The sequence below is a fragment of the Duganella radicis genome (assembly GCF_009720825.1).
Classification (GTDB): domain Bacteria; phylum Pseudomonadota; class Gammaproteobacteria; order Burkholderiales; family Burkholderiaceae_D; genus Rugamonas; species Rugamonas radicis.
Window position 1 is genome coordinate 1 of record NZ_WNKY01000024.1, and the last position, 22,515, is coordinate 22,515.

Annotated in this window: 19 protein-coding genes; 14 read left to right on the forward strand and 5 right to left on the reverse strand. The window is 64.0% G+C overall.

The features are described from left to right. The 12 genes from GM676_RS31585 to GM676_RS19795 all read left to right on the forward strand — a co-directional run. Positions 1–302, forward strand: a 302-nt coding sequence (locus GM676_RS31585; RefSeq protein ID WP_211923268.1) for a hypothetical protein, incomplete at its 5' end; no start/stop codon positions are given. Beyond that, the gene (locus tag GM676_RS19745; protein WP_155465605.1) at positions 292–1,011 is read left to right on the forward strand and encodes a prepilin-type N-terminal cleavage/methylation domain-containing protein; all 720 of its coding nucleotides are present in this window, start codon (positions 292–294) and stop codon (positions 1,009–1,011) included. The genes GM676_RS31585 and GM676_RS19745, both read left to right, overlap by 11 nt. Further along, entirely contained in the window at positions 1,008–1,775 is a 768-nt protein-coding gene (locus GM676_RS19750; RefSeq protein ID WP_155465606.1) for an ABC transporter permease, read from the forward strand. The genes GM676_RS19745 and GM676_RS19750 overlap by 4 nt, the downstream gene beginning before the upstream one ends. Positions 1,776–1,783: 8 nt before the next feature. After that, positions 1,784–2,638 (forward strand): hypothetical protein, encoded by an 855-nt coding sequence (locus GM676_RS19755; protein WP_229262779.1) that lies wholly within the window; start codon positions 1,784–1,786, stop codon positions 2,636–2,638. Between the two features lie 43 nt (positions 2,639–2,681). Further along, positions 2,682–3,251: a prepilin-type N-terminal cleavage/methylation domain-containing protein gene (locus GM676_RS19760; protein WP_155465607.1), complete on the forward strand. Its 570-nt coding sequence runs from the start codon at positions 2,682–2,684 to the stop codon at positions 3,249–3,251. Positions 3,252–3,317: 66 nt separating this feature from the next. Then, positions 3,318–4,397: a phosphotransferase gene (locus GM676_RS19765; RefSeq protein WP_155465608.1), complete on the forward strand. Its 1,080-nt coding sequence runs from the start codon at positions 3,318–3,320 to the stop codon at positions 4,395–4,397. Positions 4,398–4,495: 98 nt separating this feature from the next. Then, on the forward strand, positions 4,496–9,028 hold the full coding sequence (locus GM676_RS19770) for a PAS domain-containing protein (RefSeq protein WP_371866307.1): 4,533 nt from the start codon (positions 4,496–4,498) through the stop codon (positions 9,026–9,028). Next, complete coding sequence (locus GM676_RS19775) at positions 9,025–9,942, forward strand: diguanylate cyclase domain-containing protein (RefSeq protein WP_155465609.1); 918 nt, start codon at positions 9,025–9,027, stop codon at positions 9,940–9,942. The genes GM676_RS19770 and GM676_RS19775 overlap by 4 nt, the downstream gene beginning before the upstream one ends. 180 nt (positions 9,943–10,122) lie before the next feature. Beyond that, complete coding sequence (locus GM676_RS19780; protein WP_155465610.1) at positions 10,123–11,223, forward strand: trypsin-like serine protease; 1,101 nt, start codon at positions 10,123–10,125, stop codon at positions 11,221–11,223. A gap of 94 nt (positions 11,224–11,317) precedes the next feature. Next, on the forward strand, positions 11,318–11,791 hold the full coding sequence (locus tag GM676_RS19785) for a hypothetical protein (protein ID WP_155465611.1): 474 nt from the start codon (positions 11,318–11,320) through the stop codon (positions 11,789–11,791). A 118-nt stretch (positions 11,792–11,909) separates the two neighbouring features. After that, the gene (locus GM676_RS19790) at positions 11,910–13,130 is read left to right on the forward strand and encodes an EAL domain-containing response regulator (RefSeq protein WP_170304325.1); all 1,221 of its coding nucleotides are present in this window, start codon (positions 11,910–11,912) and stop codon (positions 13,128–13,130) included. Positions 13,131–13,359: 229 nt separating this feature from the next. Further along, on the forward strand, positions 13,360–13,527 hold the full coding sequence (locus tag GM676_RS19795; protein ID WP_092269705.1) for a Flp family type IVb pilin: 168 nt from the start codon (positions 13,360–13,362) through the stop codon (positions 13,525–13,527). 666 nt (positions 13,528–14,193) lie between these two features. Here the strand turns inward: GM676_RS19795 and GM676_RS33115 are convergent. The 4 genes from GM676_RS33115 to GM676_RS19810 form a co-directional block, all read right to left on the reverse strand. After that, on the reverse strand, positions 14,194–14,421 hold the full coding sequence (locus GM676_RS33115) for a DUF7684 family protein (RefSeq protein ID WP_503826188.1): 228 nt from the start codon (positions 14,419–14,421) through the stop codon (positions 14,194–14,196). Between the two features lie 320 nt (positions 14,422–14,741). Continuing rightward, a complete protein-coding gene (locus GM676_RS19800; protein ID WP_155465613.1) occupies positions 14,742–15,134 on the reverse strand; it encodes a hypothetical protein in 393 nt (130 codons plus the stop codon). Positions 15,135–15,192: 58 nt separating this feature from the next. Continuing rightward, positions 15,193–16,329: an acyl-CoA dehydrogenase family protein gene (locus GM676_RS19805; RefSeq protein WP_155465614.1), complete on the reverse strand. Its 1,137-nt coding sequence runs from the start codon at positions 16,327–16,329 to the stop codon at positions 15,193–15,195. 10 nt (positions 16,330–16,339) lie between these two features. Continuing rightward, positions 16,340–17,530: an acyl-CoA dehydrogenase family protein gene (locus tag GM676_RS19810; RefSeq protein WP_155465615.1), complete on the reverse strand. Its 1,191-nt coding sequence runs from the start codon at positions 17,528–17,530 to the stop codon at positions 16,340–16,342. Positions 17,531–17,742: 212 nt separating this feature from the next. On the opposite strand from GM676_RS19810, the gene GM676_RS19815 reads away from it, so the two are divergent. Together GM676_RS19815 and GM676_RS19820 are read left to right on the forward strand one after the other, a co-directional pair. Then, positions 17,743–19,143 (forward strand): glycoside hydrolase family 88/105 protein, encoded by a 1,401-nt coding sequence (locus GM676_RS19815; protein WP_371866309.1) that lies wholly within the window; start codon positions 17,743–17,745, stop codon positions 19,141–19,143. Between the two features lie 10 nt (positions 19,144–19,153). Then, on the forward strand, positions 19,154–20,353 hold the full coding sequence (locus GM676_RS19820; RefSeq protein ID WP_155465616.1) for a DUF4861 family protein: 1,200 nt from the start codon (positions 19,154–19,156) through the stop codon (positions 20,351–20,353). Between the two features lie 110 nt (positions 20,354–20,463). Here GM676_RS19820 and GM676_RS19825 read toward each other — a convergent pair whose 3' ends face one another. Continuing rightward, positions 20,464–22,263 carry a glycoside hydrolase family 16 protein gene (locus tag GM676_RS19825; protein ID WP_155465617.1) on the reverse strand — a complete coding sequence of 600 codons (1,800 nt, stop codon included), beginning with the start codon at positions 22,261–22,263 and terminating at the stop codon, positions 20,464–20,466. Positions 22,264–22,515 lie beyond the last annotated feature (252 nt).

Sequence of the window (22,515 nt, forward strand, 5' to 3'; positions counted from 1 at the left end):
CGGCCGTGGCCGGCGACCCCGCCATGCAACCGCCCATGGGCGCCGCCGCGGACACGGCCGGCGCGCCGCCGCCACCACCGCCCGCCTTGACCATGTCCGGCGTGCTGCGCAGCAGCGACAACCAGGTCACGGTGTGGCTCAACGGCGTGCCGCAACCGGGCCTGCAAGGCTTGCTGTCGCCGCAAGGCGTGGCCGCCACCAATCTGACCATGGTGCTGCCGTCGGGCCGCAAGATCACCCTCAAGGCCGGCCAGCGCTACGACCTGAATGAAAGCCGCATCAAGGATGTCAATGAACCCTAAGCTTGCGCGCCGGCGCCGGACGCAGTCCGGCTTCACGCTGGTGGAAATCGCCATCGTGCTGCTGATTGTCGGCCTGCTGATCGGCGGCCTGATCGCGCCGCTGTCGTCGCAGATGGAACAGCGCCGCGTCAGCGACACCCGGCGCGTGATGGACGAGGCGCGCGAGGCGCTGTTCGGCTTCGCGCTGCGCAACGGTTACCTGCCCTGCCCGGCCATCTCGGCCAGCAACGGCCTGGAGGATCGCACCAACAACAGCTGCAACAAGCGCTACGGCTACCTGCCATGGGCCACGCTGGGCGTCGGCCGGCTGGACGGCTGGAACCGTTTGATGGGCTATTCGGTGACGCCGGAGTTCGCCGATTCCAGCGCCCTGTTCACCCTGCGCAGCGCGCGCGACATCACCATCGCCACGCGCGCGCCCAACGGCCAGTTGACGGCGGCGACCGGCGTGAATGACATTCCGGCCGCCATCATCTCGTTCGGGCGCAATGGCTACGGCGCCACCAGCGACCAGAACACCATCGTCGCCGACGCCGGCGTCGGCAACATCGACGAAAAGACCAATCTGCAAAGCTCCGGCACCGCGCTGATCGCGCGCGAGCCAAGCGACGACCAGCGCGCGCCCGGCGGCGCGTTTGACGACATGGTGATCTGGATCTCGCCCAACATCCTGTACAACCGCATGGTGGCGGCGCAGCGCTTGCCATGATGCGGCCCGCGCTCACCATCGCCCGCTACACGCTGCTGGAGGCGCTGCGCAACCGGCTGCTGTGGCTACTGCTGATCATGGCGGCCGGCGCGGTGGCGGTCAGCGGCTTCCTGAATGAGCTGGCGCTGACCGAAAGCCGCCAGCTGCAAGCGGCCCTGCTGGGCGCGGTGCTGCGGCTGGCGGCGGTGTTCCTGATCGCCACCTTCGTGGTCACCAGCATGGCGCGCGAGGCCAACGACAAAGGATTGGAGCTGCTGCTGGCGCTGCCCATGCCGCGCGCCGTCTACCTGTTCGGCAAGCTGGCCGGCTTTGGCGCGCTGGCGGTGCTGCCGGCGCTGTTGTTCGGTGCGCTCGGCCTGTTTTTCGCGCCACCGGCGCAGGCGGCGCTGTGGGCGTTCTCGCTGCTGTGCGAATGCTGGATCGTGGCCGCCTTCAGCGTGCTGTGCATGCTGACCTTGAGCCAGGTGCTGCCGGCGCTGGCGGCGGCGTTCTCGTTTTACTTGCTGGCGCGCGTGGTGGCCGCCTTGCAGTTGCTGGGCCACGCCAGCGCCACCGTGCAAAGCGCCAGCCAGCGGGCGCTCAACGCCGGCATCGACGGCCTGGCGCTGCTGCTGCCGCATCTCGACCAGTTCACCCGCAGCGACTGGCTGGTCTACCACAGCGGCAGCGGCGCCGAGTTCGCCGCCATCGCCACCCAGACCGCGATCTACGTCGCCCTGCTGGCGGCCGCCGCGTTGTTCGACCTGCACCGCAAAGCCATCTGAGGCCGCGCATGACCGCCGCCGCCCCGCCGCCCGACGACCACGCCTCCTCGCCGGAGGGCGCCGGCCGTGCCGTCCCTTCGCCACCGCCCGGCGCTCGTATTGACGACGCGCCGCAGGGCGCCAGCCGGCCCGCCCCGGCCTCGCGGCCCGGCTTCCGTATCGGCGCCGCTCAGCGTCAGGCGCCGCGGGCGGTGCTGCTGGCGGTGCTGCTCGCGCTGGCGCTGCAAATCGGCTGGCAGGCCAGCCGTCCGCCGCCGCGCGCCCGCGCGCAGGATTTGCCGCCTGCGCCGTCGCTGGCCAGCCTGCGACTGGCCGCGCTGGGCGACCCGGTGGCGCTGTCCAAGGCCACCATGCTGTACGTGCAGGGCTTCGACGAACAAGCCGGCATCAGCATCGCCTGGCGCGACCTCGACTACCGCAAGGTGGTGGCCTGGCTGCAACGCGTGCTGGACCTCGACCCGCGCGGCCAGTACCCGCTGCTGGCCGCCAGCGAAGTGTATGGCGGCGTGACCGATCCGGCGCGCGCGCGCCTGATGCTGGACTTCGTCTACGCCAGCTACCTGGAAGACCCCGACCGCCGCTGGCCCTGGCTGGCGCACGCCGCGCTGGTGGCCAAGCACCGCCTGCACGACCTGCCGCTGGCGCGCCGCTACGCCGAAGCCATCCGTCTGCACGCCACCGGTCCCGGCGTGCCGGCCTGGGCGCGCGAGCTGGAGATCTTCATCGCCGAGGACATGAATGAAAGCGACAGTGCGCGCGCCCTGATCGGCGGCCTGCTGCGCAGCGGCCAGATCACCGATCCGCACGAACTCAAATTCTTATCCGACCGGCTGGACCAGCTGAATGCCGGCCACAAGCCCTGACCCGCTTGCTATACTAGCGCCATAAAAATCGAAAGGAATTCCCATGCGTCCAAGCCCACACATCACGCGCCAACGCGGCTTTACCCTGGTTGAAATCGCCATCGTGCTGGTCATCATCGGCCTGCTGCTGGGCGGCGTGCTGAAAGGCCAGGGTCTGATCGACAGCGCGCGCGTCAAGAACATCATCCAGCAATCGACCTCGCTGACGGCGGCGGTCAACGCCTACCAGGACAAATTCCGCGCCCTGCCCGGCGACGACGTGCAGGGCACCACCCACGCGCCCGGCGCCACCGGCAACGGCAACGGCGACGGCCAGATCGCCGAGTACCTGCTGGCGCCGCAGCACCTGGCGTTGTCCGGCTTCATCACCGGCTCCTTCAACGGCACCACCGACTTCATGACCAGCGCCCAGGGCGGCGCGGTCTACATCTACAACGACGTGGTGGCCGGCCGCGGCGGCAACGGCGTGCGCCTCGATAACCTGCCGGATTCGTTCGCCGAGCAGGTCGACAGCAAGCTGGACGATGGCAAATACAACACCGGTTCGGTGCGCGCCACCGGCCCCTACACCAACAACGGCAGCGTCATCCAGCGCACCGCCCTGTTCTTCTGAAATTAAAAGCACGGCCGTACTTTTATTCGTTTAGAATAGCTGTCACACCAACCAGCGGGAGACAGCATGTTTGAGGAATTCATCGGCACCAAGGCCGTGTCGGCGCGCCACCAGTTCGACGTGGCGGCGCTGGACGCCTGGCTGCGCCAGCACGTCGCCGGCTACCCGGACGGCGCGCTGAGCGTGGAGCAGTTCAAGGGCGGCCAGTCCAATCCCACCTTCAAACTCAGCATCGGCGGCCAGCACTACGTGTTGCGCACCAAGCCGGCGCCGGCCGCTAAACTGCTGCCCTCCGCCCACGCCATCGAGCGCGAATACCGCGTCATGGACGCGCTGCAAAAACACGGCTTCCCGGCCGCCCGCCAGTACGCCCTGTGCACCGACGAGTCGGTGATCGGGCGCGCCTTCTACGTGATGGAATTCGTCGCCGGGCGGGTATTGTGGGACCAGGCCCTGCCCGGCATGACGCCGGCCGAGCGCGCAGCCATCTACGACGAGATGAACCGCGTGATCGCCCAGCTGCACACGGTCGACTACGAGGCCATCGGCCTGGCCGACTACGGCAAGCCGGGCAACTACTTCGCGCGCCAGATCGAGCGCTGGAGCAAACAATACCTGGCCTCGCAGACCGAAACCATCGACGCCATGGAGCGGCTGATCGCCTGGCTGCCGGCCAACATCCCGGCCGGCGACGGTGGCGACAACTGCGCTTCCATCGTGCATGGTGACTTCCGCCTCGACAACCTGTTGTTCCACCCGACCGAGCCGCGCATCCTGGCGGTGCTGGACTGGGAACTGTCGACCCTGGGCCATCCGTTCGCCGATTTTTCCTATCACTGCATGAGCTGGCACATCGAGCCGGGCAAGTTCCGCGGCATCGCCGGCCTCGACCTGGCGGCGCTGGGCATTCCCTCGCAGCAGGAATACATCGCCCGCTATGCCGAGCGCACCGGCAAGCGGATCGCCTTGGCCGACTTCAATTTTTACCTGGCCTTCAATATGTTCCGGCTGGCGAGCATCATGCAAGGCATCATGAAGCGCCACGTCGACGGCACCGCCGCCAGCGCCCAGGCGCTGGAATCGGGCCGGATGGCGCGGCCGATGGCCGAACTGGGCTGGGCCTACGCTGGCGGCAAGGCCATCTGAGGCTGTGGCGGCCGAGCTTCGCCGCGGACAAAACCCCTTTGTGAAATCGTCCGCCTCGGCTACTATCGTGCTGCCAGCCCCCGACCGAGGCCAGACGCGTGCCAGAGACACAACGCAAACCGCTGCCATCCATCCGCTCGCAGATAGCGCTGCTGGTACTGGCTTGCGCCTTGCCGACGGTGGTCGGCTTCGGCGCCCTGGTGGCCCAGTTCTACGCCAACGAACGCGAAACCCTCAAGACTGACACCCAGCAGGCCGCGCGCGCCGTGGCCGCCGCCATCGACCGCGACCTGGTGCAAAGCGAGGGCGCGGCCATGGCGCTGGCCACCTCGCCCAGCGTGCGCGCCGGCGACCTGGCGGCCCTGCGGCTGCAGGCGGGCGCCTTGCTCAGTCCGCAGTTCCCGGCCTCGCAATTCATCCTCAGCGACGCCAGCGGCAAGATCGTGCTGAATGTGGGCGCGCCGCTGCCCGACACCTTCAATCCGGTCAACAACGCGCGCCGGCTGGCGCCGCTGTTCAGCCATGGCCGGCCGCAGATGTCGGTGGTGGTGGTGGCCGGCAGCGCGCTGCTGGCGATCGACGTCCCGGTGTTCATCGACAGCCGCATCCCCTACACCCTGACCGCCCTGCTCAAGCCGGACCGGCTGGCGCGCACCCTCAAGGACGAACACATCACCGCCGACCAGGCCATGACCCTGTTCGACGCCGACGGCAATATCGTCGCCCAGGCCGGCGGTCCGCGCCTGCTGCTGGGGCACGCGGCCGATCCGGCGCTGCGCGAGCACCTGCAAAAAGGGCCGGAAGCGCTGCTGGCGATCGAGGACGCGGCCGGCATCCCGGTCTACATGGGCCTGAGCCGGGCGCCGGTCAGCGGCGCCGCGGTGGCCATCGCCACGCCGCAGTCGCATGCCAGCCGTTCCCTGCTGGAAGCGGTGTCGCTGATCGCCCTGACCATGCTGGCGGTGCTGGCGGCCGGCTTCTCGCTGGCGTGGGCGGTGGGCGGCCGCATCGCCCGCTCGGTGCGCGAGCTGGTGGGACCGGCGCAGGCGCTGGCCAGCGGCAAGCCGTTCGCCATGCCGGCCACCTCCTTCCGCGAAGCCGACATGGTGGCGCACGCGCTGGGCGCGCTGGAGGGCGACCTGTTGCGCCACAGCCAGGAACTGGAAAGCCTGGTGGCCGAGCGCACCAGCCAGCTGGAAAAAAACCGCAGCCAGCTGGAAACCCTGTACGCCACCGCGCCGGTCGGCCTCAGCTACGTCGACGCCGAGCTGCGGGTGCTGCGCATCAACGACTACCTGGCCGCGCTCAACCGGCAAAAGGTGGTGGCCCACCTGGGCCGCCACATTGGCGACATGATTCCCGACGCCGAGGTGCGCAACACGGTGCTGGCCGATTACCGCATGGTGCTGGAAAGCGGCAAGCCGCTGACCGGCCTGGAACGCACCGGCTACCAGGGCGGCGACCCCAGCCAGCGCCGCCACTGGGTGGCCAGCTACTACCCGCAATTCGGCCCCGACGGCAAGATCATCGGCATCACCGCCCTGCTGCTGGACGTGACCGAGCAAAAGCGGGTGGAGGCGGAGCTGCTGCGCTCGCGCCAGCTTTTGAGCTCGGTGCTGGAAAACATCCCGGCCATGATCTTCCTCAAGCGCGCCGGCGACCTGCGCTTCGAGATCTTCAACCGCTACGGCGCCCAGATGCTGGGCACCACCAGCGAACGCATCATCGGCAAGACCGACTACGAGCTGATGCCGGCCGAGATGGCCGACGCCTTCAAGGCCGCCGACCAGCGCGTGCTGGCCACCGCGCCGGGCGTGGTCACCGACATCCCCGAGGAACCGCTGGTGACCGCCAACGGCACCCGCTACCTGACCACGCGCAAGGTGGCGCTGCGCGACGCGCACGGCCAGCCCACCCACGTGCTGGGCATCTCGCTCGACATCACCGACCGCAAGCAGGCCAGGGAAGTGCTGCACGCCACCGCCGAACGGCTGGCCGCCAGCGAACACTTCGTGCGCACCGTGACCGACAACCTGCCCGGCATGGTGGCCTACTGGGACGCCAGCCTGCGCTGCCGCTTCGCCAACCGCTACTTCCTCGACTGGCACGGGGTCAGCCAGCACGCCATCATCGGCGCCCACATGCCGGACGTGGTCGGCCAGCAGGAGTATGCCGAAGGCGAACCCTACGTGGCGGCCACGCTGGCCGGCGAGCCGCAGGGCTTTGCCGGCCGCCTGCGATGGCCGTCGGGCGAGATCAGCCACACCTGGGTCAATTACATTCCCGACCTCGACGATGCCGGCGCGGTTAAGGGTTTCTTTGTGCTAGTCTCCGATATCACCGAGTTGAAAGAAACGGAATTGCACTTGCAGGAGCTGAACGAAGAACTGATGGTGGCGCGCGACCGCGCCGAGGCCGCCAGCCGCGCCAAGAGCGAATTCCTGGCCAATATGAGCCACGAGATCCGCACCCCGATGAACGCCATCATCGGCCTGGCGCGCCTGCTGGAGGAGGCGCCGCTGGCGCCGCGCGAACGCGGCTACCTGCACAAGATCCAGTTCGCCACCCAGTCCCTGCTCAGCCTGGTGAACGACGTGCTCGACTTCTCGCGCGTGGAGGCCGGCCAGCTGGTGCTGGAGCACGCCCAGTTCAACCTGCAGCACATCCTCGACAGCATCAGCGTGATGCTGAGCGGCAGCGCCAGCGACAAGGGGGTGGAGCTGGTGTACAACATCGATCCCGCCATGCCGACCGAGCTGGCGGGCGACCCGATGCGCTTGCAGCAGGTGCTGCTCAACCTGGTCAGCAACGCCATCAAGTTCACCGCCCGCGGCGAGGTGGTGCTGTCGGTGCGCCCGGCCCCGGGCTCGGCCAGGCCGGGCGACCGCGCGCTGCTGGTGGAATTCCTGGTGCGCGACACCGGCATCGGCATCGCCGCCGAGCAGCAGGCCGGCATCTTCGAGGCGTTCTCGCAGGCCGACAGCAGCACCAGCCGCAAGTTCGGCGGCGCCGGGCTGGGCCTGGCGATCTGCCGCCAGCTGGCCGACATGATGGGCGGCGCCATCAGCGTCAGCAGCGCGCCCGGGCGCGGCGCGGAATTCCTGTTCGCCTGCCCGCTCGAATGCCCGACGCCGCTGGCGGCGCCGGAACCGCCGCCGGCCAGCAAGTCGCTGTCGGTGCTGATCATCGACGACAACGCCAGCGTGCGCCAGGCGCTGCTGGCGGCCGGCAACAGCTTCGGCTGGCACACCGCCTGCGCGGCCGGCGCCGAACAGGGCCTGGCCCTGCTGCAAGAATGCGCGCGCGCCGGCCGCCCCTACGACCTGCTGCTGCTGGACCGCGACATGCCGGGCGTGGACGGCGCCGCCATGCTGCAACAGCTGCCGCCCGGCCTGCACCTGCCGCCGGTGCTGATGATGACCTCGGAACACCAGGCCGCCACCCTGGTGCAGCAATCGGCCGCGCTCGGCCTGTCCGGCGTGCTGGCCAAGCCGGTCAGCCCGGCGCGGCTGCTGGAGCGGGTCAGCGCCATGCTGGCCGGCGACCATGCCACCGCCAACGTCCTGACCCAGCTGGAACACGCGCCGCTGCAAGACCGCCTGACCGGCATGCGCATCCTGCTGGTGGAAGACAATGAAATCAACCAGGAGGTGGCGCAGTACATGCTGCTGCATGCCGGCGCCTCGGTGGAAGTGGCGGCCAACGGCCAGCTGGCGGTGGAACTGCTGGCGGCCGCGCCCGAGCGCTACGACGTGGTGCTGATGGACGTGCAGATGCCGGTCATGAACGGCTACGACGCCACCCGCGAAATCCGCCGCCAGGGCCTGCTGACCCTGCCGATCATCGCCATGACCGCCAATGTGCTGGAAGACGACCGCCGCCGCGCCAACGAAGCCGGCATGAACGCCCACGTGGCCAAGCCGATCGACGTCGAGGAACTGATCTCGGTGCTGACCCGGCTGGTCACCATCCGCGGCGCCACGCGCGAGATGGTGGCGCCGGTGCCGGCCACACCGGCGCCCACCGCCCGACTGATGCCGCCGCTGTCGCCGCTGCCGGGCATCGACACCGAGGCGGCGCTGGCGCGGCTGGGCGGCAACCGCGAGGCCCTGACCGCCCTGCTCAAGCGCTTCGAACAGTCGCAGGGCGGCGCCGTGGCCGAGGTGCGCGGCCTGCTGTCCTCCGGCCAGCAGGCCCAGGCGGCGCAGGTGCTGCACCGCCTGCGCGGGGTGGCGGCCAACCTCGGCGCCAGCGACGTCGCCCGCCTGAGCGCGGCCGCCGAGGCCGTGCTGCACGCGCCGCCCGGCGACAGCCTGTCCCTGCCCGCCGCCCTGAACCGGCTGGAACAGGCGCTGGAAGTGGTCACGCGCACCGCCCGCGGCCTGGCGGCGCCGCCGCAGGATATTCCGGTAAGCAACACCGAACCGTCCGATCTGGAGCAAAAACTGGCGGAGCTGCAAAGTTTGCTTCAAAATAACAATCTGAAAGCACTGGAACACTACAGGGCGTTGCGCCCGGCGCTGGCCTCGGCCAGCCAGGCGCAAGCCTTGGGCGAGGCAGTGGAAACCCTCAATTTCAAGGCCGCGCGCCGGATGGTGGAAGACATGTTGCAGCGAAAGGAAAGTGCATGAGCTGGACCGATCTGGCGCGAAACGGGCGCATCCTGGTGGTGGACGACGCCATGGAAAACATCCAGATCCTGCACCATGCGCTGCGCGAGGAACACGAGGTGCTGTTCGCGCTGGACGGCGAGCAAGCCTTGCAGATCGCCCGCGAGCAGCAGCCGGACCTGATCCTGCTGGACGCCGTCATGCCCGGCATGGACGGCTACGCGGTGGTGGCGGCCCTGCGCGGCTCGCCGCGCCTGCAAGACATCCCGGTGATCTTCGTCACCGCCCTCAGCCAGCCGGAAGACGAGACGCGGGCGCTGGAAGGCGGCGCGGTCGACTTCATCAGCAAGCCCTTCAATGTGGCGGTGGTGCGGGCGCGCGTGCGCAGCCAGCTGACCATCAAGCGCCAGGCCGACGCCATGCGCGAGCTGAGCATGACCGACGGCCTGACCGGCGTGGCCAACCGCCGCAACTTCAACGACACCGTCGACGCCGAATGGCGCCGCTGCGCGCGCGCCGGCCTGCCGCTGTCGGTGATCATGATCGACATCGACCACTTCAAGCTGTACAACGACCACTACGGCCACCAGGCCGGCGACACCTGCCTGCAACAGGTGAGCGCGGCCATGAAGCGCTGCGCCACCCGGCCGCAGGACTTGCTGGCGCGCTACGGCGGCGAGGAATTCATCCTGCTGCTGCCGCAGGAAGGCCAGGAGGGCACGGAAGTGGTGGCCCAGCGCATCCTCGACGAAGTGCGCAAGCTGGCGATTCCGCACGCCGCCTCGCCCACCGCCCCCATCGTCACCCTGAGCATGGGGCTGGCCAGCATCCTGCCGCCGTCCGACGGCGTCGACCCGAGCGTCCTGATCCGCAACGCCGACGCCCTGCTCTACCGCGCCAAACAGACCGGCCGCAACCGCTACTGCCTGGCTTGATGGTTTGTCCCTAGCGTAAAAACACCCTGCTTGTCCACGCTGTTGTAAAAATGTATTTCACAAAAATACAAAACATTTTTACAATTATCAATGCTATATTGACAATTCCGTGACTCATCCTTATCAAGGGGGCATGGAAGAGCGCTGTCACAATAACCATACTAATCAGGGGTAGCTTTTATGAGAATTTCTACGCAAGGACTCACCATGATCGCCGTGGCGGCCGGCCTGCTGGCCGCATCGGCCGCGCAAGCCGGCAATGCCGAGTTGTTGACGCCGCTGACCGGCAACGCCACCGATCCGTCCAACTGGCGCTTCACGCCGGGCCAGAGCTTCAATGGCGTGGCCGGCGCGCTGGATGGCGTGGCGCGCATCACCTTCTCCAACTCGGCAGGCAACTGGGCCTGTTCCGGCTCGCTGCTGGCCGGCGGCCAGTACGTGCTGACCGCCGCCCACTGCGCGGACGACTTCACCAGCATGAAAGTCCAGTTCGGCTGGGCCAACGGCACCGCCGCCGTCACCCGCACCGTGGCGGTGGGCAGCGCCTACGTGAATCCGCACTGGAACGGCGATCTCGACACCGGCGCCGACATCGCCATCGTCAAGCTCAACCAGTCGGTCACCACCATCAACGGCTACAAGCTGAGCACCACCAACGACGTCGGCAAGGACTACCTGATGGCCGGCTACGGCACCACCACCGTCGGCGGCAGCAACACCGCGACCAACTGGAGCGACGGCGCCTGGGGGCATTACGGCTACAACACCTTCGACGTCGACAGCCAGAGCTACAACAAAATCAGCGACGACGCCATCCACTGGGGCTACGACGCCGCCTACTACGCGCCGGGCGTCACCTACATGAGCGACTACGACGATGGCACCAACGCCCACAACACCCTGGGCCGCATGTCGGACGTGGTGGGCGGCGGCTGGACCAGCGGCATCGGCCTCGGCTCCCAGGAAGCGCTGATCGCCGGCGGCGACTCGGGCGGCGGCGACTTCGTGTGGAACGGCTCGGAGTGGATCCTGTCGGGCGTGCACAGCTGGGGCTGGCAAGGCAGCGAATCCTGCCCGTACTTCGGCCTGAGCGGCTGCGACGTCAGCACCAAGAACTCGTCGAGCTACGGCGACCTGTCCGGCTCGACCGCGACCTTCTCGCACATCGCGTGGATCAATTCGGTGACGGCCGTGCCGGAACCGGCCACCTACGGCATGATGGTCTCGGGCCTGGCGCTGGTGGGCGCGCTGGCGCGCCGCCGTCGCCAACAACAAGCCTGATCCCCCAGCCCGCGCCACGGTACAGCAAAAAACGCTGTATCGTGCGCGGGTTGTTCTTTATGCTGAGCCGTTTCCACCTCTGGAAAGGCGAGCCATGAAGTACAGCGTCCTGTTGACTGCCCTGATGGCGGGCATAGTGCCGCCGGCCTACAGTCAGTGCTGCGGTTACGGCATGAGTTACGACAACGTGACCGTGTGGCCTCAGCCGATCCTGCATCACGCGGGCGAGCCGGAGCCCAAATACAAGAAACCGCCGCTGGTCACCGCCCCGCCCAACATCCAGGCCAACGCCAGCATCCTGTCGATGAATTTCCCGCCCGCGCAGCGCGCCGACGTCTCGGACGAAGCCTACGACGCCGTCACCCGCCAGTTCCGCGCCCAGGACAAACTGCGCGACATGCTCAAGAACAACCCGCCGGAAAAAGTGCGCGACGTCTTCGAACAAAGCGCCATGATCGGCGCCTTCATGGCGATGACGCAGAAATCCCTGAAGCAACATCCGCAACCGCCCAACGTCCGCCAGAACCTGATCGTCCTATCGCGCGTTGTTCTGACAGAACGAAATTGAATTCAGTTACAAAGAGTGAGATTTCCACCGTTACAGCTTCGGTATGCTAAGAAATCAGCCAAGGACGCCTTGCCAACCGCCGCACATGAGCTTTCTACGGCATGCCAGAGGAAACTATATGCATACTTGGTCAAACTACACGGTGATGGTGGTCGAGGACAGCTTAACGCAGCGAGTTTATCTGATTAGATTACTCCAAGAGCTGGGCTTTGGCCACGTGCTGGCAGCGACCGACGGGGTCGAGGCGATACGGCTATTGAAGGAAGTCGCGTCCGAGCCTCTCTACCTCGTCATCACTGATTTGGACATGCCTGGCATGGATGGAATCGAGCTGACCCAACGCATCACCGATGCCGCCTATGCTCAGCACATCATTGTCACCAGCGCCCGCGATCCGCGCTTGCTGGAAGTGGTGGAAAGCATGAGCGCAGAGGATGCCAAGCTGCCACTGCTGGGTACCTTGCTCAAGCCCATCAAGCGCGAAAGCCTGGTTGATTTAATCAGTCGTGCTCCAGAGCGCGGCAACGAAACCAGGTTCGACGCCAAGCACACTACCTTTACGCTGGATGAACTGGAGCTTGCTCTTGATCAGAAGCAGTTCTTGCCTTACTACCAACCCAAGGTTGCAATCAGTTCCGGTCAGGTTGTCGGAGCAGAAGCCTTGGCGCGATGGCAGCATCCCATACAGGGGATCGTCTCTCCATTTTTCTTCATCCCCATTCTGGAAGGCACGCCATTAATGGCAAAGCTGACGCTACTGCTGATCGAGCAAGTGCTGCGTGATATGGCCGCATGGCGTAGTGGTGGATTGTCCATCGATGTCTCAATCAATCTTTCTGCCGAGAACCTGGGTGATCGCGGCTTCATCGACCGCATTACCGATCTGGTAGCAAATTACGAAATTCCACCATCCTGCATCACATGGGAGGTGACGGAGACGACGGTCATGAATAATTTGTCGTCCTGTCTGGCGAATCTGGCGCGCCTTCGCCTGAAAGGCTATGGTTTAGCGATGGACGATTACGGCATTGGCTATTCGTCGATGCAGCAACTGTCACGCTGTCCGTTCACAGAACTGAAAATAGATAGAGCTTTCGTCGATGGCGCCGCGGAGCGACCTAACCGACGAGCGATCCTCGAAACCTCCATCGCCATGGGGGTGAAGCTAGCGGTCACGACGGTTGGAGAGGGAGTGGAATCGCTAGCCGACTGGCATTTACTGCGCGACCTCGCCTGTGATTTGGCACAAGGCTTTCTCATTGCAAAGCCGATGCCTGCCGACGACCTACCACACTGGGTCGATGCTAATCGCGCGCGCCTGACATCCTTGGCGCAATAAACCTTCCGGCTACGCCACGTGGGCGGGCGGCAAAGGCGTGCCGGGCTGCTTCAAGCGTCGCAAGAAGTGATAAATGTCACGGAACAAAGTGACGTTTGTCCGGTGATCAAATGCACGACTGTCCGTAGAATGCATCTCATCGGCAGTACACGAGCAGCACCTAAAACCTGAACCCCGTTTTAGTTGAGCATTAAAAAACCTACCCCCATCAACTTAAACGAGGTCCATCATGAACGCAGTCAAAAACTTCATCAACGACGAAGCCGGCATCACCGCTATCGAATACGCCCTGATGGCAGCCGCCATCGCCGCCGCGATCACCGCTGGCCTGGCCATCCTCGGCCCGAAAATCACCGCATCGCTGACCTACATTTCGGGCCTGATCAAATCGTCGTAATCACTGGCGGCGCAAACAAAAAGCCGGGGTGACTTGCTCCGGCTTTTTTCATTTTTACGAGCTAAAACATTCCCGATACAGCCGCGATGCGCTTCCCCTTACGCCCCAGAGCAGGCATTCGCAGTGGTGCCGCACGAAGACCGACGATGGCTTTTTACCCGACAGCTACTTTGACCGGCCCCTTCCAAGGACACACCTGTTCGAGCCAAAACCCAGATGGCCCCTTAGGTAGAGACATGCCCAGCAAGGTTGGATGAACCACGTATCCGGCTTTTGAAAACTGTATCGCCAGCTGTAGTCGGCGTTGCCGGAGAATTGGCCCATAATTTGGCGGTGCGTTACGGTATCGATTTCGCGCCCAGAATCGACTGAAGTGCAAATGCTCGCGTGCCGTTAGTGACCGCAGGAGTCTCCATCTTCCACTTATAGACATGGCGTAAATCGGACGCTTCAGCAACCGGTATGATTGGTCGAACGTTGCAAATTTCCGAGTGCTACGCCGTGATGGATATCTATCGTTACGTTGCCACTTCATTGCATCCCCAAGATGTGCGTGTCATCCCTCTTCTGCCTAAGGTCCGCTTCTGGCCGGTTGCAGCATTACCGCTCTATCACTTGAACTGCATGTTCATAACGCGTTTTAAACATTTGCGCGAACGAGACCACTTATTCCAGTGATTCGTTTTGATGACAGGTAGTGATGATGAGATGCTGTCCGTCCCCATCCTCACCAACGCACATCCAGTCTAGAGCATCCTCCCATTTAGCGGAGTCCTGGCCGAGTACGCAGAATAGTTCAATACGGTCCTGTAGCAACTCAAGCAACAACGCATCGTCCCGCTCGGAGTGATATCCAGACTTCGAAAGCAAAACAATTTTTCCAGAGTACGCCATATTTTCCAAAGGGTCTGCATTTAGCCGGTTTCCGCCTAAGCATACCCTCACACAGGTACGCCAGCTTGAAAATCAGTCGCTTTTTCCTCGCCTTCAGTGTACCTCTCTATACGCAGTCCAGCAGGTTTGAGGAAATAGGCCACCCATCTCGTACCCGTTGGTTCCGCATAGAGCATTCGCTCATAGTACTCAGCGGTTTCCCCAAGGACTGGCTTTACGAAGTTCAGATGCCTAGTAAGAAGCCACTTGACCAAGAACCGCCCCACAACCAAATCATGTTTTTAGCTCGTCAGCGCTAACTGCGGACTCATCCGACTCGTTCATATGCCATTCTTGGAATTGCGTTGGCGTGTCTTGTACGCCAGGACGTAACTGAAGTAATAGGCTGGAGCCAGGAAGCTAACGACAACCAACGCGATGAAGACACGAGGCCAAAAGCTGCTGGACATGTGCCCCAAATCCATGAAGGTACCAACGACCAGATCGAAGCAACTGAGCCAAAAGAGCGGCCGCCAGTATCTGAGAATCGCGGCGTCCCACTCCAGCACGACGATGAGAACCGCAGCCGCCAGCGAAAGTCCGGAAATAGACGTGATAATGACAAAGATCGGCGAATAGCCGAGATCGATGTTGTCTAAAGCCGCTAACTGCCCAATGAAGCCAACCAGAGTGGCATAGGCAGCAAGAATGAGTTTGGCAACTAATTCGGTCATGGCGAGTGTTTCTAACGTACTAAATTCAAAATAAAAATATCCGCCGAGTCGCGACTGATCACGAATGCTGCTGGAATCCGCGCTGGGCGGTGAAGCGTTCGAGGTGGTGGTCGACGTCCCCCAGCGTCAGCTCGATCATGGTCAGGCGCTTGAAGTGGTGGGCGGCCGGCAGTTCGTCGGTCACGCCCATGCCGCCGTGCAGTTGCACCGCTTGCTGGCCGATGTACTTCGCCGCTTGCCCGATCCGCACTTTGGCCGCCGACGCCACGCGGCGGCGTTCCTCCGCATCGCAATCCATGCGCGCCGCCACCAGCATCGCCATCGAGCGCGCTTGCTCCAGGTGGATGTACATGTCCGCCATGCGATGCTGCAAGGCCTGGAAGCTGCCGATCGCGATCCCGAATTGTTTGCGGGTTTTCAGATACTCCAGCGTGGCGTTGAAGATGGCGTCCATCGCGCCCACCGCTTCCGCGCACAGCAGGCTGACGCCGTAGTCCGCCGCCTCTTCCAGCATGTCCCAGCCGCCGCCCAACTTGCCCAGCAGCGCGGACGCCGGTACCGCCACGTGATTGAACTGCACGGTGGCCGCGCGCTGGCCGTCGATGGTGCGGTAGTCGCGGATCACCACGCCCTGCGTTTCGGCCGGCACCACGAACAGGCTGATGCCATTGGTGTCGCGTTGGGTGCCGGCGCTGCGTGCGGAAACGATCAGTGCCCCCGCTTGGCCGCCGTGGATCACCACGGTCTTGGTGCCATCGATGCGGTAGCCTTCGCCGTTGATGCTGGCGATGGTTTTAATATCGGCAAGGTCGTGGCGCGAATGCTTCTCGCCCAGCGCGCACGCCAGCTTGAGCTCGCCCTTGGCCACGTCTTCCAGCCGGTGATGCTGGTTGCCCGCCAGTTGCAGGAATTTGGCGCCCCACACGGTGGCGAAGTACGGTTCCACCACCAGTCCGCGCCCCAATTCCTGCATCACCACCAGCATATCCACCGCCGAGCCGCTGAAGCCGCCCTGCTCTTCGGGCACCGGCAAGGCCGTCATGCCCAGTTCCACCAGCGTATTCCATGCGACATCCGACACGCCGCTGGCCGAATGCACGATGCGCGTGCGGGTGTCAAACGTGTAGTCCTTGTCCACCCAGCGGCGCAGGGCGTCGGCAAATTGCTGCTGCTCTTCCGTGAAATTGAAATCCATTGCCGCTCCCTTACAGACCCAGAATCATCTGGGTGATGATGTTTTTCTGTATCTCGTTCGAACCACCGTAGATCGAGGTCTTGCGGTAGTTGAAGTAGTAGCCGGTGAGCGGCGCGGCCGCGTCGTCGCCGGTGACGGCATGGTCGGCCTTGCCTTCGAGGTAGTCGGTGTCGAACGGCAGCGCATCCGGCCCCAGCGCTTCGACCATCAGTTCGGTCAGTTGTTGCTGGATTTCCGAACCGCGGATTTTCAGCAGCGACGCTTCCGGCCCCGGCGCATGCGATTCGCGGGTGAGCACGCGCAGCACCGTGGTTTCCAGCGCCATCAGCTCGATTTCGACGTTGGCCACCTTGGTCGCGTACACCGGGTCCTGCATCAGCGGCTTGCCGTGCTTGTAGTGTTCGGAGGCGATCTTTTTCAGGAACAGCAACTCGCGCTTGGAACGGCCCACCGCCGCGATGCCGGTGCGCTCGTGGCCCAGCAGGTATTTGGCGTAGGTCCAGCCCTTGTTTTCCTGGCCGATCAGGTTTTGCACCGGCACTTTCACGTTGTCGAAGAAGACTTCGTTCACTTCGTGGTCTTCATCCAGCATGATGATGGGACGCACCGTGATGCCTGGCGATTTCATGTCGATCAGCAGGAAGGAAATGCCTTCCTGCTTGCGCACGGTGGTGTCGGTGCGCACCAGGCAGAAGATCATGTCGGCGTGCTGCGCCAGCGTGGTCCAGGTTTTCTGGCCGTTGACGATGTAGTGGTCGCCCACGCGCTCGGCGGTGGTTTTCAGGGAGGCCAGATCGGAGCCGGAGCCAGGCTCGGAATAACCCTGGCACCACCAGTCATCGCAATTCAGGATGCGCGGCAGGTAGTGGGCTTTTTGCGCATCGTTACCGAAGGCCATGATCACCGGCGCCACCATGTTGACGCCAAACGGCAGGATCGGCGGGGTGCCGGCGCGCGCGCACTCCTCTTCCCAGATGTGGCGCTGGGTGGCGCTCCAGCCGGGACCGCCGTACTCGACCGGCCAGCCGGGCGCGGCCCAGCCCTGGCGGGCGACGATCTGGTGCCAGCGCACGTAGTCCGAGCGGCTCAGGCGCAGGTGGTTGCGGACTTTCTTTTGCAGGTCGCTCGGCAGATTGGTGTCCAGGAAGCCCCGCACCATATCGCGAAACGCCAGGTCCGCAGCCGTGTAAGTCAAATCCATGCTGTCTCCTTATGTGCCAAAAAGCACGATCGTTCACAACGATTGTACTCCCATGTCTCTTTTCATAGGGCGACAGAATCCGGGATTTTGTTCACTCTCAGGAAAGCTTTTTATCAAGCCACAAAAGTGGCCTGTCCGGATTGCAAAAGTGGCCGGACCAATCTAGAATGGTCTGACCAAATAAACGTTTAACAATAACGAGACGAAAACCCGTGACCTCCCCAACCGCCCTGCTCGCGGCAGTCGCCGCCGCCCTGCTCGCCCTTCCCGCCCACGCCGAAGGCCCTTACCGCAATCCGGACAACAAAAGCGTCTACGACGCTGGCGAAGGCACTTACACCGTGCCCTACAAAAAGCCGACCGTGGCTGAGATCACCGCTTCGCTCGACCGCATCCGCGGCTACATGGAAGTCACCACGCCGACCAGGGTGGTCCACAAGGACAGCGGCGTGCAGATCACCGATTTCAGCAAGCCGGTGGCCGACGCCATCGTCGAGCCGAGCAGCGCCGAGTGGGGCATCCAGGTCTACGAAATGGGCGTGGTGCATGCCGGCCTGATGAAAGCCGCCGCCGTCACCGGCGACAAGAAGTACACCGCCATGATCGAGCGCCACTTCCAGTTCATGCACGACAAGCTGCCCTACTTCAAGGCCCAGGAAGAACAGTTCCACCTCAAGCGCGCCAACAGCTTCGCCCGCTTTATCGAGCCGCGCTCGCTGGACGATGCCGGTTCCATGTGCGCCGCCCTGATCCGCGCCCGCTTCGCCAAAATCGGCCCGGACATGAGCCAGTTCATCGACGTGTGCAGCAACTGGGTCACCAAAAAACAATTCCGCCTGAAAGACGGCACGCTGGCGCGCGAGCGTCCGCAAGCGGTGTCGCTGTGGGCCGACGATATGTACATGGGCATGATGCCGCTGGGCGAAATCGGCCACCTGACCGGCAAGCGCGAGTACTACGACGACGCCGTCAAGAACGTGCTGCAAATGACCGGCTACCTGTTCAATCCGCAAAACGGCCTGTACACCCACGGCTGGAACGCCAACAATCCGGACGCGCCGCGCTTCTACTGGGCGCGCGCCAACGGCTGGGCGGCGCTGACCATGAGCGACCTGCTGGACGTGCTGCCGAAAAACCATCCCGGCTATCCGAAAGTGCTGGCGCAGCTGCGCCTGTCCCTGCGCGGCATCGCCGAACAGCAGTCGGGCGAGGGCCTGTGGCACCAGATGATCGACCGCCACGATTCCTATCTTGAAACCTCGGCCAGCGCCATGTTCACCTACGTGATCGCGCACGCCATCAACGAAGGCTGGATCAGCCCGGCAACCTACGGCTCGATCGCGCAAGCCGGCTGGGTCGGCCTGCAAACCCGCATCAACGCGCGCGGCCAGGTGGAAGGCACTTGCGTCGGCACCACCTTCGCCAGCGACCACATCTACTACTACAACCGCCCGACCAGCGTCGACGCGCTGCACGGCTACGGCCCGGCGCTGCTGGCCGGCGCCGAAATGATCAAGCTGCTCAACAATCCGAAGATCGACATCCAGGTCAAGCTGCGCACCTACCACTACGTGCCGAAAGATGCCGGCGCCACCAACTACAGTCATGAATAAGAGGACCGCCATGCGTACTTATCTGTTACCGATCGCCGCCCTGCTGGCCGGCGGCGCGCTGCACGCGGCCGAGCTGGCGCGCATCACCGTGACCAACGATCTCGATCAGGCGCGGCCGTCGGAAACCATCGCCATTCCGTGGAGCGAGATCAACCGCGCGCTGCCGGGCGCGCTGATCCAGAAAATCGCGGTCAAGGACAGCAAGGGCAATCTGCTGCCCTACCAGGTCAGCAATGTGAAGCCGCGGGCCAAGGACCCGCAGGGCATCGGCGTCGCCTACGGCGAGCTGTACTTCCAGCACAGCTTTGCCGCCGGCGAAAAACAGGCCAGCTTCACGGTCGAGAAAACCGAGACGGTGACCCAGCCATTCGCCGCCAAGACCTTCGCCCGCTACGTGCCGGAACGCCTGGATGACTTCGCGTGGGAAAACGACCACGTCGGCCACCGCACCTACGGCCCGGCGCTGGGCGCACCGGACACGGCGGGCGTGGGCAAGGAAGTGCTGGTCACGAGCGGGCTGGACATCTGGTTCAAGCGCGTGAACTATCCAATCGTCGACCGCTGGTACAACAAGGGGCACGACCATTATCACCACGACGAAGGTGAAGGCATGGACATGTACAACGTCGGCAAATCGCGCGGCGCCGGCGGCACCGGCGTGTGGGACGGCAAGCAACTGTACGTGGGCCGCAACTACGCCGCGTGGAAAGTGCTGGCCAACGGTCCGATCCGCAGCGTGTTCGAGCTGAGCTACGACAGCTGGGATGCGGCCGGCGCCAAGGTCAGCGAAGTCAAGCGCTTCACCGTCGATGCCGGCCAGGACTTCGACACCATGGACAGCACCTTCACCTTCAGCGGCCCGTCGCAGCTGACGGTGGCGGTAGGCCTGAACAAAAAGCCGGCCGACAAGAACCAGAATGAAAAAATCGCCGTCGGCCGCGACGGCGTGGCGCTGACGCAATGGGTAACGCAAGACACCAAAGGCGCGTTCGGCATCGCCATCGTACTGCCAACCGCCACCGGCACGGCGGAAGATCCGCTGAACGAGCTGATCCTCGCACCGGTGGAATCCGGCAAACCGCTGCGCTACTACATCGGCGCGGCCTGGGACCGTGCCGGCCACGTGAAGACGGCGGCCGAGTGGCAGGAGAAAGTCAAACTCCAGGCCGCCCGCGCCGCCCACCCGCTGAAAGCCACCGTCGCGCCCTAACCCCAACCGGGGTCAGTTCTTGCATTCATACATGAGCTCGTGTGCGATTGCAAGAACTGACCCCGGGTTATTGCATGAGCTCGTGTTCGATTGCAAGAACTGACCCCGGGTTATTGCATGGTGTAGGTTTGCTGGGCGGTGTCGACCGCGTAGTTGTTGGCGCTGTCCCAGTAGGTGTAGTTGTAGCGCACCACGTCGCCCGCTTTCAGGCCGCTCGCGGTGTGGCTGTTGATGCCACCCGCCTGCGTCATCCGCACGTTCAGTTGGCCGCCGTTGTTGACGGTGTAGTGCACGTCCGCCCAGCCCGATGTGTTGATGGTGAACTTGAGCATCGTTGCGCTGGTCTGGGTGGCGGCCGGCGCCGGCGTTGGGGTCGGAACAGGTGTCGGTGTCGGCGTAGGCGTTGGAGTGGGCGTAGGAGTCGGGGTGGGCGCCACGCCGCTATCCCAGATCACGTCGTCCACCGACATCTGGAACGCCGACTGCGGCAAGGCCGCGCCATCGCTGGCGATCTGGAACAGGTCCAGCATCGATTGCAGCGCCACTTTCGGCCCGGCCAGGTCGGCGATCGGAATGGTGGCCGTGCCCCAGTCGCCATTGCGCACCAGCCCGTAGGCGGTGGCGTTGGCCGGGAATTTCACCGCGTTCTGGTTGGTGTAGGTATCCTGGATGCCCACCGTGAAGGCGACATTGGCCGGGATCTTGATCTTCAACTTCAGATTGCCATTGCGGAAGCCGCTCATGTCGCGCGCCTGGCGCGATTGCACACTGCCGCCAAACCATGAGCCCGGCGTGTTGAAACTCCACGACAGCGCATTCGCCCCCTCATACGGCGCGATGTTCCCGGCCGAGGTGGACGCCGTATTCCACACGAACACGTCCGAGGTGTTGCCCGCCTCCAGCTTGTTGTTGACCACGGTGTTATCGGTGTACACGCCGAACTTGCCCACCTCCGCCGGCGTCTGGTTGCCCAGCTTGACCGCGCCTTTGCCGTCCAGCTGATACACCCGTACATAGTCAACATACATGGTGCCCGGCAGCGGCGCCGTCACCTGCGCCGGCGTGGCCGCGTCGGTGAAGTTGCCGCCCACCGCCAGGTTGAACAACAGGTAGAACGGCGCTTGCAGCGCGGACGAATTCACCGGCAGCGGGCTGTTGTACAAGTCGTACTCCAGTCCCTTGTCGATCACCGTGAAGCGCATCTGCGACTCGGTCCAGTAGAAGCGGTAAATCACAAAGCGGTTGGCCAGCGATTGCGATGGCACGTACCAGTTCTTGGTCTGCCACGCGGTCGAGGCGGCGCAGCTTTCATTGCCCGGCACGCAGGCCGCCTGCTGCCAGGTGATGACGTTGGCGCCGACAAAGTTGTCGATGCCCGGGGCCGGCGTGCCGGCCGCCGCGCGGCCGCCGGCCTTGTGCCCCATTTCCATGATGTCGATCTCGCCCTTGCGCGGCCAGGTCTGCGGGCTCACGCCCAGCATCCACGCCGCCGGCCACAAGCCGGTGCCGAGTGCCGGCGTGGCCATGCGGATTTCCACCATGCCGTACTGCACCTGCACCTTGTTGAAGGAATCGATTTTGCCGGAGGTGAAGACGTTGCCGCCGACCGTCTGGCTGCGCGCCTGGATCGCCAACGCCCGCGTGCCCGATTCGAACGGCACGTTGACGATGGACAGGTTGGCGGGGCTGTAGTACTCCAGCTCCTGATTGCCATAGCCGCACAGATTGATCTGGCAGCCATTGCCGTCGTAGGTGGTCCACAAGCTGGTGTTGAGCGCCGTGCCGTTGAACTCTTCCGACCACAGCAAGGCGCCGATGACGGGACTGGTGACGCTGGCCGTCGCCGGCATGCCATACGCCAGCATCAGGCTGGCGGCGACGGTGGACAAAACGAACCCTGGGTTTTTCATTATGTCTCCTTATCCACACTCCGAAACAGATTGGAAACGATTCCAATCGCGTCAACAAAATATATTCCGATAAATATTTTTTGTCAACGCCGACACGCAAGCGTGCACAACTTGCTGTATTAAATAGACAGTCGGCCAACTATTCCGTATGCTTCTAGACGTAATTCCATTGCCACAGGGCATGGAGCATTTATATGGTTACTTGTGCGCGATTTACTCTTACCTGTTGCTAGGGCCGCAGCCCTCGCCCTG

Excerpts from the sequence above, each read along its gene's own strand:
- GM676_RS19745 (WP_155465605.1), top strand. The coding sequence starts at position 292 with ATGAACCCTAAGCTTGCGCGCCGGCGCCGGACGCAGTCCGGCTTCACG.
- GM676_RS19750 (WP_155465606.1), top strand. The coding sequence starts at position 1,008 with ATGATGCGGCCCGCGCTCACCATCGCCCGCTACACGCTGCTGGAGGCG.
- GM676_RS19755 (WP_229262779.1), top strand. The coding sequence starts at position 1,784 with ATGACCGCCGCCGCCCCGCCGCCCGACGACCACGCCTCCTCGCCGGAG.
- GM676_RS19760 (WP_155465607.1), top strand. The coding sequence starts at position 2,682 with ATGCGTCCAAGCCCACACATCACGCGCCAACGCGGCTTTACCCTGGTT.
- GM676_RS19765 (WP_155465608.1), top strand. The coding sequence starts at position 3,318 with ATGTTTGAGGAATTCATCGGCACCAAGGCCGTGTCGGCGCGCCACCAG.
- GM676_RS19775 (WP_155465609.1), top strand. The coding sequence starts at position 9,025 with ATGAGCTGGACCGATCTGGCGCGAAACGGGCGCATCCTGGTGGTGGAC.
- GM676_RS19780 (WP_155465610.1), top strand. The coding sequence starts at position 10,123 with ATGAGAATTTCTACGCAAGGACTCACCATGATCGCCGTGGCGGCCGGC.
- GM676_RS19785 (WP_155465611.1), top strand. The coding sequence starts at position 11,318 with ATGAAGTACAGCGTCCTGTTGACTGCCCTGATGGCGGGCATAGTGCCG.
- GM676_RS19790 (WP_170304325.1), top strand. The coding sequence starts at position 11,910 with ATGCATACTTGGTCAAACTACACGGTGATGGTGGTCGAGGACAGCTTA.
- GM676_RS19795 (WP_092269705.1), top strand. The coding sequence starts at position 13,360 with ATGAACGCAGTCAAAAACTTCATCAACGACGAAGCCGGCATCACCGCT.
- GM676_RS33115 (WP_503826188.1), bottom strand. The coding sequence starts at position 14,421 with ATGGCGTACTCTGGAAAAATTGTTTTGCTTTCGAAGTCTGGATATCAC.
- GM676_RS19800 (WP_155465613.1), bottom strand. The coding sequence starts at position 15,134 with ATGACCGAATTAGTTGCCAAACTCATTCTTGCTGCCTATGCCACTCTG.
- GM676_RS19805 (WP_155465614.1), bottom strand. The coding sequence starts at position 16,329 with ATGGATTTCAATTTCACGGAAGAGCAGCAGCAATTTGCCGACGCCCTG.
- GM676_RS19810 (WP_155465615.1), bottom strand. The coding sequence starts at position 17,530 with ATGGATTTGACTTACACGGCTGCGGACCTGGCGTTTCGCGATATGGTG.
- GM676_RS19820 (WP_155465616.1), top strand. The coding sequence starts at position 19,154 with ATGCGTACTTATCTGTTACCGATCGCCGCCCTGCTGGCCGGCGGCGCG.
- GM676_RS19825 (WP_155465617.1), bottom strand. The coding sequence starts at position 22,263 with ATGAAAAACCCAGGGTTCGTTTTGTCCACCGTCGCCGCCAGCCTGATG.